At 68.3% G+C, this 12,132-nt stretch carries 10 protein-coding genes and 3 pseudogenes; 6 read left to right on the forward strand and 7 right to left on the reverse strand.

All coding sequences use genetic code 11. The features are described from left to right. Together AD428_RS14695 and AD428_RS14700 are read left to right on the forward strand one after the other, a co-directional pair. A partial coding sequence (locus tag AD428_RS14695; protein WP_152968105.1) for an ABC transporter permease occupies window positions 1–776 on the forward strand: 776 nt, incomplete at its 5' end. A gap of 5 nt (window positions 777–781) precedes the next feature. Then, window positions 782–1,558 carry an ABC transporter ATP-binding protein gene (locus AD428_RS14700; RefSeq protein ID WP_053245668.1) on the forward strand — a complete coding sequence of 259 codons (777 nt, stop codon included), beginning with the start codon at window positions 782–784 and terminating at the stop codon, window positions 1,556–1,558. 38 nt (window positions 1,559–1,596) lie between these two features. On the opposite strand, the gene AD428_RS14705 is transcribed toward AD428_RS14700, so the two are convergent. From AD428_RS14705 to AD428_RS14715, 3 genes are all read right to left on the reverse strand, one after another. After that, window positions 1,597–2,574, reverse strand: coding sequence for a Bug family tripartite tricarboxylate transporter substrate binding protein (locus AD428_RS14705; RefSeq protein WP_053245664.1), 978 nt, complete (start codon window positions 2,572–2,574; stop codon window positions 1,597–1,599). A 62-nt stretch (window positions 2,575–2,636) separates the two neighbouring features. Continuing rightward, entirely contained in the window at window positions 2,637–3,542 is a 906-nt protein-coding gene (locus tag AD428_RS14710) for a pirin family protein (protein ID WP_053245665.1), read from the reverse strand. Window positions 3,543–3,742: 200 nt separating this feature from the next. After that, window positions 3,743–4,441 (reverse strand): pirin family protein, encoded by a 699-nt coding sequence (locus tag AD428_RS14715; protein ID WP_053245666.1) that lies wholly within the window; start codon window positions 4,439–4,441, stop codon window positions 3,743–3,745. 140 nt (window positions 4,442–4,581) lie between these two features. Between AD428_RS14715 and AD428_RS14720 the strand changes: the two are divergent. Both AD428_RS14720 and AD428_RS14725 read left to right on the forward strand, forming a co-directional pair. Continuing rightward, window positions 4,582–5,524, forward strand: a pseudogene (locus AD428_RS14720) (LysR family transcriptional regulator). Window positions 5,525–5,609: 85 nt separating this feature from the next. Then, window positions 5,610–6,653 (forward strand): quinone-dependent dihydroorotate dehydrogenase, encoded by a 1,044-nt coding sequence (locus AD428_RS14725; protein WP_053245210.1) that lies wholly within the window; start codon window positions 5,610–5,612, stop codon window positions 6,651–6,653. 138 nt (window positions 6,654–6,791) lie between these two features. Here the strand turns inward: AD428_RS14725 and phaP are convergent, their stop codons facing one another. Continuing rightward, window positions 6,792–7,370, reverse strand: coding sequence for a TIGR01841 family phasin (gene phaP / locus AD428_RS14730; protein ID WP_053245211.1), 579 nt, complete (start codon window positions 7,368–7,370; stop codon window positions 6,792–6,794). A 369-nt stretch (window positions 7,371–7,739) separates the two neighbouring features. Here phaP and AD428_RS14735 point away from each other — a divergent pair, with 369 nt between their 5' ends. Continuing rightward, on the forward strand, window positions 7,740–8,717 hold the full coding sequence (locus AD428_RS14735) for a tripartite tricarboxylate transporter substrate binding protein BugD (protein ID WP_053245212.1): 978 nt from the start codon (window positions 7,740–7,742) through the stop codon (window positions 8,715–8,717). Between the two features lie 219 nt (window positions 8,718–8,936). Here the strand turns inward: AD428_RS14735 and AD428_RS14740 are convergent. The 3 genes and pseudogenes from AD428_RS14740 to AD428_RS14750 all read right to left on the reverse strand — a co-directional run. Next, window positions 8,937–9,755 (reverse strand): annotated as a pseudogene (locus tag AD428_RS14740) (IclR family transcriptional regulator); the annotation flags it as partial. Window positions 9,756–9,905: 150 nt separating this feature from the next. Next, a pseudogene (locus tag AD428_RS14745) lies at window positions 9,906–10,717 on the reverse strand (competence/damage-inducible protein A). A 34-nt stretch (window positions 10,718–10,751) separates the two neighbouring features. Beyond that, the gene (locus AD428_RS14750) at window positions 10,752–11,567 is read right to left on the reverse strand and encodes an EI24 domain-containing protein (RefSeq protein WP_053245213.1); all 816 of its coding nucleotides are present in this window, start codon (window positions 11,565–11,567) and stop codon (window positions 10,752–10,754) included. Window positions 11,568–11,629: 62 nt separating this feature from the next. On the opposite strand from AD428_RS14750, the gene AD428_RS14755 reads away from it, so the two are divergent. Next, window positions 11,630–12,010, forward strand: coding sequence for a thioredoxin family protein (locus tag AD428_RS14755; RefSeq protein WP_053245667.1), 381 nt, complete (start codon window positions 11,630–11,632; stop codon window positions 12,008–12,010). The last annotated feature ends 122 nt before the right edge of the window (window positions 12,011–12,132 follow it).

The raw sequence follows: 12,132 nt of genomic DNA on the forward strand, positions 1-12,132 counted from the left end.
CCCTGGCCGCGGCGCTGGGCTGGATTCCGGTGCTGGCCGGCTTTGCCGCGCCCGCCCTCTACCTGGTCTGGGAAACCTACAAGCGGCTGCATCTGGTGGGCGGCGTGTCCGACCAGCTGCTCGCGGGGCTGCGCAACACGCTGACGGTGGCCGTCAGCGCCACCGTGGTCACGCTGCTGTGCGGCCTGGTCGTGGCCTGGGCAGGCCGCAGCCTGCGCGAAAGCGCGGTCTTCAACCCGGGACGGGCCTGCGGCCGCATCGCCAGCCTGGGCTACGCCGTGCCCGGCACCGTGCTGGCCATCGGCCTGCTCACGCCCTTCGTTTGGATAGACCGCGCGATTGCGGGCGTGTTCGGCGGGTCGGGCCTCTTGCTCATGGGTTCCATGGCGGCGCTGGTGTGCGCCTATTCCATCCGCTTCCTCGCCATTTCCACCGGCGCCATCGAGGCCGGCCTGGCGCGCATCCCGCTCTCGCTCGAACAGGCCTCGCGCCTGCTGGGCGAAACCTCCGCCGGCACGCTGCGCCGCGTGCACCTGCCGCTGCTGCGCCCGGCGCTGGCGGCCAGCGCGCTGCTGGTGTTCGTGGACGCCATGAAAGAACTGCCCGCCACCCTGCTGCTGCGTCCCATGAATTTCGATACCCTGGCCACCTGGCTGTACGCCGAGGCCGCGCGCGGCACCTATGAAGAAGGCGCCGTCGCCGCGCTGGCCATCGTGCTGGCCGGCCTGCTGCCGGTGGTGCTGCTGGCCCGCACCAACCTCAAGATGGGACATTGAACACCGTGCCCGACCTACTGCAACTCGATCATCTCTGCCTCGCCTACGACACCCCGCAGGGGCCGCGCCGCGTGGTGGACGACCTGACGCTGGGCCTGCCGGCCGGCGACATCGGCTGCCTGCTGGGCGAATCCGGCTGCGGCAAGACCACCGTATTGCGCGCCATCGCCGGATTCGAGCCGGTGCGCTCGGGCCGGATCCTGCTCGACGGCGCGGTGCTTTCCTCGCCCACGGCGCAGGTTCCGCCCGAGCAGCGCCGCGTGGGCATGATGTTCCAGGACTATGCGCTCTTTCCGCACCTCTCCGTCGAACAGAACGTGGGCTTCGGGTTGCGCCGCATGACGCGCGCCGAGCGCGCCCGGCGCGTAACCGAGATGCTCGAACTGGTGGGGCTGGCGCACGCCGCCGGCAGCTATCCCCACGAGATCTCCGGCGGACAGCAGCAGCGCGTCGCGCTGGCGCGCGCCCTGGCGCCGTCTCCCGACCTGCTGCTGCTGGACGAGCCCTTCTCCAACCTCGACGTGGACACGCGCGAGCGCCTGGCGTTCGAGGTGCGCGACATCCTCAAGCGCACCAACCATACGGCGATCCTGGTCACGCACAACCAGGCCGAAGCCTTCGCCATCGCCGACCACATCGGCGTGATGGCCCAGGGCCGCATCGCCCAATGGGACACGCCCTACAACCTGCGGCACCATCCCGCCAACGCCTTCGTGCGCGACTTCATCCGCCCCGAGGCATTGGCCGAGCAGCGCGAAGCGGCCTACGCGCGCGGCCGCTGAACCGCGGGCGGAGCGTCCGCGCCCCGCCCGCCTAGCCATCAATCGGCCGAGAGCCTCACCTTCCGCGACAAGGCCCTGAACGCCTCGTACTGGCTGCGCGTGAGCTTTTCCACGTCTTGCGGCGCGGAACCGAAGGGCGTGAAGCCGGCCTGCTGCAGCGTGGCCTTCACATCGGGCAGCGCCAGCGCCCATTGGAACGCCTCGCTCAGCGTGTCCGTCACGTCGGCCGGCATGCGCGCCGGCCCGTATACCGCGAACCAGGGATCGACCACCGCGCCGGGGTAGCCCAATTCGGCCAGCGTGGGCACGTCCGGCAGCGAGGGCGAGCGCTGGCTGCCCGTGACCGCCAGCGCTCGCGCCTTGCCCGCCTGGATATGCGGCAGCGAGGCCGGCAGGTTGTCGAACATCACCGGCAGGTGCCCGCCCAGCAGGTCGTTGATGGCCTGCGCGCTGCCCTTGTAGGGAATGTGCTGCATGCCCGCACCCGTGATCTGGTCGAACATCACGCCAGCCAGGTGCATGGACGTGCCCGTGCCGGGCGTGCCATAAGCCGTGCCCGGATGCGCCTTGGCGTATGCAACCAGCTCGCTCACGCTTTTCACCGGCACCGCCGCGCCTGTCTCCAGCACCACGGTGGAGGTGCCCAGCATGCTCACGCCGGTGAAATCCCGCATCGGGTCGAACGGCATGGACGGATAGACGAAGGGGTTGAGCGCATTGGTCGAAATCGCGCCGAAGCCGATGGTGTAGCCGTCGGGCGCCGACTTGGCCACGGCGTCCATGCCGATGTTGCCGCCCGCTCCGGGGCGGTTCTCCACGATGACGGGCTGGCCCAGCCTCTCCGTGAGCTTCTGCGCCGCCGCGCGCGCCACCAGGTCGGTGGTGCCGCCCGCGGTATAAGGCACGATGAAAGTAATGGGTTTGGCGGGAAAGCCCGCGGCATGCGCGGCCGTGCCCGCCGCCGCCAGGGCCAGCGCGGCCGCGCCGCACAGCGACTTGATGCGTGCTTGAATCATGATGTCTCCATTCCGCTTTTCTCGGCAAGCGGGTGGCGCATCATACCGCCGGCGCGCCCGGCTCAGGCGCGCGGCGCGGGCAGCGGGATGAACTCGGTTTCGTCGCCCGGCACGGTCTGGCCGAAGCGGTCGCGCTGCCATGCTCTCTTGGCCTCCTCGATGCGCTCCTTGCTGCTGGAAACGAAGTTCCACCACACAAAGCGCGGGCCGTCCAGCGGCTCGCCGCCCAGCACCGCGAAACGCGCCGCCGAGCGGGCGCGGATCTCCACCGGCCGGCCCGGCGCGAACACCACCAGGCGTCCGCTCTCGAAGACCTGGCCGTCCACCTCCACCGCGCCTTCGGTCAGATAGGCGGCGCGCTCTTCGTACTCCGCGGGCAGCACGACGGCCGCGCCGGCCTGCAGGCGCAGATCGCCATAGAAGAGCGGCGACAGCGTCCGCACCTGCGACGTCCGGCCGAACAGGGAACCGGCCACCACCTGCGCGCGCACGCCCTCGCCTTCCACCACCGGTTGCGCGTCCAGCCCGTAATGCGTGAAGCCCGGGTCCGCTTCTTCGTGCTCGCGCGGCAGCCCCACCCAGAGCTGCAGGCCACAGAGGCGCTGGGCGGCCAGGCGGCTCTCGGGCGAGGAACGCTCGGAATGCACGATGCCGCGGCCCGCCGTCATCCAGTTCACCTCGCCGGGCAGGATGGTCTGCACGTGCCCCGCGCCATCGCGGTGCACGATGGCGCCCTCGTACAGGTAGGTCACCGTGGACAGCCCGATGTGCGGATGCGGGCGCACGTCCAGGCCGGCGCCGGGTGCGAATTCCGCCGGCCCCATCTGGTCCAGGAACACGAAGGGGCCGACCGCGCGGCGCTGCGCCGACGGCAGGGCCCGGCGCACTTCGAATCCTCCGAGGTCGCTGGTGCGCGGCACCACGACGGTTTCGATCCGGCCCTCGCCGGCTGCTGACAAAGTGGACATGGCAATCTCCGCAGTAAGGGGCCCGTGCGGGGCGTGCGGCCCGGATCCGGAATCCGGTTTCGGATCGGGCCTCGAATCCGGGCTGAAAGCCGGCCTGGAAGCCGGTTTCAGGAACCCGCCCCCAAGTATGAACCATGGGCGCGGGCCGGCGAGCCCGCCCGGGGATGGCCCTTCCCCGGGGCGGCTCCGCTTTCCCGCCTTCAGGCGAGGTCGAACACCAGCACTTCGGCCTTGCTGCCGCCCGACAGCGTCACCCGCTCTTCGCCGGTGACGGCCGCCGCGTCGCCGGCCGACAGCGCCTGCCCGTTGACCATGATGCTGCCCCGGGCCACGTGCACCCAGGCCCGGCGTCCCGGCGCGAGGGCGAGCGACGCGCTCTCGTCGCCGTCGAACAGGCCGGCATAGAGCGTGGCGTCCTGGTGGATCTTCATGGAGCCGTCCACGCCGTCGCGCGAAACCAGGGCCTGCAGCCGTCCGCGCTTTTGCGCGTCGGAGAACTGCCGCTCCTCGTACTCGGGCACGATGCCGGTCACGTCGGGCTCGATCCAGATCTGCAGCATGTGGGTTTCACGGTCGGGCTGCGGATTGAATTCCGAATGCAGCACGCCCCGGCCCGCGCTCATGCGCTGCACGTTGCCCGGCTGGATGGTGGAACCGCTGCCCATGCTGTCCTTGTGGGCGACCGCGCCGTCCAGCACGTAGGTAATGATCTCCATGTCGCGGTGGCCGTGCGTGCCGAAGCCGCGGCCCGGGGCGATCCGGTCGTCGTTGATCACGCGCAGGGCGCCAAACCCCATGTGCGCCGGGTCGTAATAGTTGGCGAAGGAAAAGGTGTGGAAGGAATCGAGCCAGCCATGGTTGGCGTGGCCACGTTCGGCGCTGCGGCGCAGAGTAAGCATGATAGGCTCCTGTTTCAGTTAGAGTGAATGACCTCGCGTTCCGGTCGGATTCCGCTTGTCATCCGTCATGAGTGCTATTCTGCAGTCACCCGGACAGCAATTGAGCCACTGATTTTGAAGACATCATTCAATATTTTCGAATGAAGAATGACGCCCCCTCGCCGCACGCCATCACGCCCGACCTGCTGATGCTGGTGGACGCCATCGCCCGCCATGGCAGCTTCGCCAAGGCCGCCCGCGAACTGGGCAAGGTGCCCTCCGCCGTCACCTACGCCATCCGCAAACTCGAAGACGGGCTGGACGTGCTGCTGTTCGACCGCAGCGGCCATCGCGCCACGCTGACGCCTGCCGGGCAGGCCCTGCTGGACGACGGCCGCCAGCTCCTGCAGGCGCTGGACGACCTGGCCTGCCGCGTCAAGCGTATCGCCTCGGGCTGGGAAGTGGAGCTGCGCATCGCCGTAAGCGCCGTGCTGCCCTGGCGGCCCATCTACGAGCTGATCGAGGAATTCCAGGCGCTGGGCAGCGCCACCACGCTGCGCTTTTCGGTCGAGGTGCTGAGCGGCAACTGGGACGCGCTGGGCGCCGGACGGGCGGACCTGGTCATCGGCGCGCCGGCGGCCAGTCAGCCCGCCGGCCCCTACCGCACCCAGGCCATGGGCCAGACCCAGTTCGCCTTCTGCGTGGCGCCCCCGCCATCCGCTGGCCGCGCTCAAGCGCCCGCTGCGCCGGGCCGATGTCGCGCCCTACAGCGCGGTGGTCGTGGCCGACACCTCCCGCGGGCTGCCGCCGCAGACGCGAGGCATCCTGGCCGAGCAGGCGATGCTGGTCATGCCCACCATGCAGGCCAAGATAGAAGCGCAGATCCAGGGACTGGGCTGCGGCTACCTGCCCATGACGCTGGCCGCGCCCTACGTGGCGCAGGGAGTGCTGGTGACGTGCGACACCGAAGAAGGCATGCCGCCCGTGGAGCACGTGGTGTACGCCTGGCGCGCCGAGGCGCCGGGCGAAGCCCTGAAGTGGTGGCTGCGGAAACTGCAATCGCCCCGGCTGTGCGAAAGCCTGCTCGGACTGGGCGAAGCGTAGGACGAGGCGCGGCTGGCGAGGCGCGGCCGGCAAGGCGCGGCCGGCGAGGCGCGGCCTGCCCCAAGTCGCTCTACAATCGCGCCTTATGTCTATTCTCTTCCACGCCTATCCCCTGGCCCGCACGGCGCTCTTCGCCATGGATGCGGAAACCGCCCACGAAGTCACACTGTCGGGGCTGCAGCGCGCCTATGACTGCGGCGCCACGCGCAGGCTGCTGCATGCGCAGCCCAAGGCGCCCTGCACCCTCATGGGCATGACACTCTCGAACCCGGTCGGACTCGCGGCGGGGCTGGACAAGAACGGCGCCTACATCGACGCGCTCGGCAACCTGGGCTTCGGCTTCGTGGAAGTGGGCACGGTCACGCCGCGCGCCCAGCCGGGCAATCCCAAGCCGCGCATGTTCCGCCTGCCGCGCGCGCAGGCGCTCATCAACCGGCTGGGGTTCAACAACCAGGGGCTGGATGCTTTCCTGGCCAACGTGCGGCGCAGCCAGTGGCGCAGCCAGGGCGGCGTGCTGGGGCTCAACATCGGCAAGAACGCCGACACCCCCATCGAGAACGCGGCGAGCGACTACCTGATCGGGCTGGAAGGCGTATACCCCCACGCCGACTACGTCACGGTGAATATTTCTTCGCCCAACACCAAGAACCTGCGCGCCCTGCAGGGCGGCGACGAGCTGTCGGCACTGCTGGACCGGCTGGCGGACAAGCGCCGCGAACTGGAAGACCGGCATCAGCGGCGCGTGCCCATCGCCGTGAAGATCGCGCCCGATCTGACCGAAGAGCAGATCGACGCCATTGCCGGAATCCTGCCGCGCCACGGCATCGACGGCGTCATCGCCACCAACACCACGCTGTCCCGCGAGGCGGTGGCCGGCATGGCGCACGCCGACGAGGCGGGCGGCCTGTCGGGTGCGCCGGTGCACGAGCTGTCGCTGGCGGTGATCCGCCGCCTGCGCCAGAAGCTGGGCGCGGACATGGCCATCATCGGCGTGGGCGGGGTAATGTCGGGGCGGCATGCCCGCGAGAAGATCGAAGCCGGCGCCAACGCGGTGCAACTGTACACCGGCCTCATCTACCGGGGCCCGGCCCTGGTCGGCGAATGCGTGAGCGCGCTGGCGCGGGCGTAAAAAAAGGCCACCCGTGGGTGGCCCTAATTCCAGCTCTGCTCTGTCACTCAACAGTACTACATAACTGCGGTTTGCGCACCGCCTGCGTTCGGCCCGGGATGTAAATCCCGGACCAGGCCCCATGATCCGTTACCGGACTCAGGCGCTGCGGCGGCTGCGGCTGGCAACCTTGGTGGCGGCGTCGGCGGCGTCCGAGGCAGCCTTGAAGGTCGCGTTGGCGGCGGCGTTCAGGTTCGATTCGGCGACTTCGGCGGCCTGCTTGGCAGCCTTGGACAGCGAATCGTAGGCGCTGGTCGCGGTGGCCAGCGAGGACTTGATCAGCGCGACGGCGCTTTCCGAGCCGGCGGGAGCGTTCTTGGAGAACTGCTCGACGGCGTCGGACAGCTGCTGCTGCGTTTCGGCGATCTGCGCTTCGGTCAGCTTGGCCAGGTTGCCCTGCACGCCGGCCACGATGTCGTAGACGTGCTTGCTGTAGGCCAGGGCCTTCTCGGCGCCGGGCTGCAGCAGGCCGGTGGCGAAGGCGGCGGCTTCCTGCGGATCCTTGACTTCGACGGCCTGCTGCGACTTCTGGGCGACTTCGTCCAGGGTGGCGCGCACGACCTTCAGATTCAGTTCAACGAGCTTTTCGAAGCCCGCGAAAACGGCGGATTGGGCAGCCAGAAAGGTGTTGACGCTGGCTTTCTGACGGTCCAGGACTTGTTGCGGAATAGTGCTCATAGGATGCTCCTATCGGTGCCGGACGCGCCGGCAAGGTGGGTGTCTGCGACGAAAGAAAAAAACGTGCGCGGATACTGGTACTACACGCAACCGCCGGCTCGTTTGATGCACTGCACAATGCACATTCTAGGGGCCTCAAAAAACTTGTCAAGCAGTTTTTGTGCAACGCAACAACTGTTTGCACTTTCGTGGGGCATGCGGGCTCGGGCCTTGATCTGGCACAAGATTCCGCTTCGCGTTGGGGAAATACCGGACTGACTCCGTACCCAGTCTTCCCTACACTCGCGGCACACTGGTGTGATTCAAACTATTACAAACCGGTATCCCATAACGACTACGCAGCACAGCAAACCCTGCATTGGAGACCCCATGAATTTCCTCCCCCGCACGCTTTCGGCTCTCTTCGCCGCCAGCGCCCTGCTCGCGGCCGGCGCTGCCCACGCCGAATACCCGGACCACCCCATCAACATGGTGGTGCCTTTCGCCGCGGGCGGCCCGACCGACAACGTCGCGCGCTCGCTGGCTGAGGCCATGCGGACGTCTCTGGGCCAGACGGTCGTGGTCGAAAACAAGGGCGGCGCCGGCGGCACGATCGGCACCACCCAGGTCGCGCGCTCGCAGCCCGACGGCTATTCCGTCCTGCTGATGCACGCCGGCTTCTCGACGGCGCCCTCTCTCTACAAGAACCCCGGCTACGATCCGTACAAGAGCTTCGAGCCCATCGGCCTCGTGGTGGACGTGCCCATGACCGTCATCGCGCGGTCGGACTTCCCGCCCAACACCATCCAGGAACTGGCCGAGTACGTCAAAAAGAACAAGGACAAGGTTTCGCTCGCCAACGCCGGCATCGGCGCGGCCAGCCACCTGTGCGGCACCATGCTCCAGGAAGCCCTGGGCGTGCAGCTGCTGACCATTCCCTACAAGGGCACCGCTCCCGCCATGAACGATCTGCTGGGCAAGCAGGTGGACGTGCTCTGCGACCAGACCACCAACACCACGCAGCAGATCGACGCCGGCAAGGTGAAGGCCTATGCCGTCACCAGCCTCAAGCGCGTGCCCACGCTGCCCAAGCTGCCCACCATGGACGAGTCGGGCTACAAGGGCTTCGAAGTCGGCATCTGGCATGGCATGTGGGTGCCGAAAGGCACGCCCAAGCCCGTGGTGGACAAGCTGGTCAAGGCCTTGCAGGCCGGCCTGGCCGATCCCAAGTTCCAGGAGCGCATGAAACAACTGGGCGCCACCGTACTCACCGCGGAAGCCAATCCGCAGGCGCTGGAAGCCAAGGTGAAGCAGCAGGTGCCGCAGTGGGCCGAACTTTTCAAGAAGGCGGGCGTCGAGCCGCAGTAAGCCGCGCGGCCGCCCCTCCCCGGCAAACGCCCTGCGATTGTTGAACTGCCCCCGAAGGTTGGATTCGTCCAACTTTCGGAGGGCAGTTCAGATGCGGGGCGTTTTCTTTTCAAGAAGGCGGTTCTTCGCGCGATGCGCGGCGCGCGGGCCGGGCGGCGGAATGCCGCGGCTACACGCGGGCGGTGGTTTCGGGCGCGGCAGGCCGTTGAAGCCGCCGGGGCCCGCGCCGGGCGGCTCGTAGCCCAGCGCCTCGGAAATTTCGGCGGCGGTGTCCACCAGCGCCTTGATCCATTCGTCCTGCAGGCGCTCCGCCGGCGCCGAAATGGACAGGCCGGCCACCAGCTTGCCGGTGTCGTCGTAGATGCCGGCCGCGATGCAGCGCACGCCCAGTTCCAGTTCTTCGTTGTCGCGCGCGTAGCCGTGGCGGCGCACCAGCGCCAGTTCGCGCTCGAGGCGGTCGAGGTCGGTGAGGCTGTTGCGGGTGTGGCCGGCCAGCCCGGTGCGCAGCGCGTAGGCGCGCACCTGGCGGGAGTCGGCGGTGGACAGGAACAGCTTGCCCGTGGAGGTGAGGTGCAGGGGCGCCCGGCCGCCGATGGCCCGCACCACCTGCATGCCGGAACGCTCGCTCCAGGCGCGCTCGATGTAGACGATTTCGTCGCCCTGCTGCACCGAAAGGTTGATGGTCTGGCCCGTGAGCTTGTGCAGCGAACGCATGGCCGAGATCGAGGCCTCGCGCACGTTGAGCCGCCCCTTGACCAGCGAGCCCAGTTCCAGCAGACGCATGCCGAGCTGGTAGAGGCCGTTATCCACGCGCTCTACGTAGCGCCCCACCACCAGGTCGTTCAGGATGCGGTGGGCTGTGGAGGCGTGCAGGCCCGTGGTGGCCGAGAGCTCCTTCAGGGTGACGGGGTCGGGCTGGGCCGCCAGCGCGTCGAGCAGCCGCATGGCCCGCTCGATGACCTGGATGGCGATGGGATGGGACGAGGCGCCATCGTGCTCGGCGTCCGGGGCATTGCGTGAATTGGGCAGACGGGACATAGATTGACGGAAAGGGCTTGGCGGCGCGGCCATGGCACAGGGGTTTTGCGGCAATGCAGCAAACAAATCTTTCCCGTATTGTGAAATTTAGCGACCCGTTTGGCAATTGGTTTTTTTAATCGGATTGCGACGGATCGCAACGCCGGACGCTCAGGCGGCGGGCGGCGCCAGCTTGCCGCCCAGGCGCAGCACCTCGGCGCGCAGGTATTCCAGCGCGGCCGCCGCGCCTCGGGCTCGCCCTTGACGCCCAGGTCGATGTGCGGCGTGCCGCCCGCCTCGCCCACGCTGGGCAGGCTGAAGGCGCGCACCCCCGGCCAGCGGCTTTCGACCGTGAGCATGGCGGGCGTGATGCGCGATTCGGGCATGCCGAACACTAGGAAGGAATGCTCGACGTGCGCGCGCGCATGCTGCAACGCACGATAGCGGGTGTCCAGCGTCCATTCGAGCATGGGCCAAGCCATGACCGGAAATCCAGGCACGAAGGTGTGATCGCGGATGAAGAAGCCGGGAATGCGGTTGTACGGGTTGGGCACGATTTCACAGCCCCGGGGAAACACGCCCATCTGCAGCCGCTGCTGGTTCTCGGGCGTGCTCATGTCGGCCGAGCCCTGGCCCTTGGCCGCCATCTCGGCAGCCCGCTGCGCGATGGCCTCGGCCGCCTGGGGATGCAGCTCCAGGGGCAGCCCCAGCGCCTCGGCCGCTGCCTGGCGGGTGTGATCGTCGGGCGTGCCGCCGATGCCGCCGCAGGAGAACACCACGTCGCCGCTGGCGAAGCTGCGGCGGTAGGCCTCGACCAGGCGGGCGCGGTCGTCGGGCAGGAATTCGGCCCACCCCAGTTGCATGCCGCGCGCCGAGAGCATTTCCACGACTTTGGAAAAATGCTTGTCCTGCCGGCGGCCGGAGAGGATTTCGTCTCCGACGATGATAAGGCCGATGCGGCGGGCGGCGGTTTCTGCGGACATGATGGGGTTCCGGATAGCGGTGAAAGGGGAAGGATCAGACGTCGATGGTGCGCTGCTGGCGCAATTGCCGCAGCGCGTCCAGCCCGTAGTGCGCATACACCAGCGCGGAAAACACGGGCAGCACCACCCAGGCCGGCGGCAGCAGGTTCAGCAGCGAGCAGACCAGGCCGATGATCCAGAAGCCGACGTTGTTGCGCTTGAGCAGGATCTGGCGCTCGGCGGGGCTGGCGTGCTCGACGATGGCGTCCACGCGCATCATCCGCGAAAAAGCGAAGGCCCACCAGAACACCGACAGCACCACGGCCATGGGAGGCACCAGCCACAGGGGCAGCGTCAATACCCACCCCAGCGCGAACGCGAGCGACACCCACACGGCGTTCCACACGCTGACCGCCGTGGAAAAACGGCCCTGCCGCGCCACGCCGGCGTACTCGCGCTCGCTCACGTGCCGCAGCACCAGCGGCATGACGAACACCGCCGCGATGGCCAGGCCCAGGATGCCCGACACGGGCAGCAGGATTCCGGCCGCGATGACGGGCACCAGATAGAGCTTGAGGGAGAACAGCCCCACCGCGACCAGCCAGTCATCCACGCGGTTGACCATGTCCCATTGGGAGGCTTCCATGCGCAGCCAGTCGGTCAGGGGCGTCCAGAACAGCCAGAGCAGAACGATGGCGCCCACCAGCGCGATCAGGAACGGCAGCAGCACGGCGAACAGCATGCTCGGATGGCATTGCGACACCAGGGCGCGCTTGAATGCCTGGGCCACGCCCGCTGCGCCCGCGCTCGCGCGGGGCGAAAATCCTGGACGCGATTCGGACGTATCGGACTCGGGGCGCAGTGCGTTCATGGCAGGCAGGCGTGAATGGACAACCCGGGTATGATAGTCAAACACGTCCTGATCTGCTTCACATGCCCCTACTCGTTCCCGGCGCCGACCTGGGCGCCCTGCGCGATCGCCTCGGATCGCCCGATACCTGGCTCATTGCGTGTTTCTGTGCCGCCTGGTGCGATACCTGCGGACAATACCGCCCCCGTCTCCAGGCACTTTCCGACACCCTGCCGCAGCACGTCTTCGCATGGATAGACATCGAAGACCATGAAGAACTGCTGGGCGAGGAAGACGTGGAGAACTTCCCCACTCTGCTGGTGCAGGCCGGCCCGCGCACGGTGTTCTACGGCCCGATGCTGCCCCACATCGGCCACCTGGAGCGGCTCCTCGACAGCCTGGGGCCGGACAGCCCGGCCGTGGCGACCGCCCTGCCCGACCTGCGCCGGCTGCTGCGCGGCTGAACCTTCCGACCGCGCCAGGCGCGGCCCGCTGCGGGGAGCCTCGAAAGCCGCGTACGAACGACCGCGAGGGCTCAGGCCTTGCGGCTGCCGCCCAGCAGGACGGCAAGCTGGCGCTTGGGCGC

It is taken from the genome of Achromobacter sp. DMS1, from assembly GCF_001270295.1.

What these genes read in the sequence shown, in the direction of transcription:
- AD428_RS14750 (WP_053245213.1), bottom strand. Translation starts at nt 11,567, where the DNA reads ATGAACGCACTGCGCCCCGAGTCCGATACGTCCGAATCGCGTCCAGGA.
- AD428_RS14755 (WP_053245667.1), top strand. Translation starts at nt 11,630, where the DNA reads ATGCCCCTACTCGTTCCCGGCGCCGACCTGGGCGCCCTGCGCGATCGC.
- AD428_RS14725 (WP_053245210.1), top strand. Translation starts at nt 5,610, where the DNA reads ATGTCTATTCTCTTCCACGCCTATCCCCTGGCCCGCACGGCGCTCTTC.
- AD428_RS14705 (WP_053245664.1), bottom strand. Translation starts at nt 2,574, where the DNA reads ATGATTCAAGCACGCATCAAGTCGCTGTGCGGCGCGGCCGCGCTGGCC.
- AD428_RS14735 (WP_053245212.1), top strand. Translation starts at nt 7,740, where the DNA reads ATGAATTTCCTCCCCCGCACGCTTTCGGCTCTCTTCGCCGCCAGCGCC.
- phaP (WP_053245211.1), bottom strand. Translation starts at nt 7,370, where the DNA reads ATGAGCACTATTCCGCAACAAGTCCTGGACCGTCAGAAAGCCAGCGTC.
- AD428_RS14715 (WP_053245666.1), bottom strand. Translation starts at nt 4,441, where the DNA reads ATGCTTACTCTGCGCCGCAGCGCCGAACGTGGCCACGCCAACCATGGC.
- AD428_RS14710 (WP_053245665.1), bottom strand. Translation starts at nt 3,542, where the DNA reads ATGTCCACTTTGTCAGCAGCCGGCGAGGGCCGGATCGAAACCGTCGTG.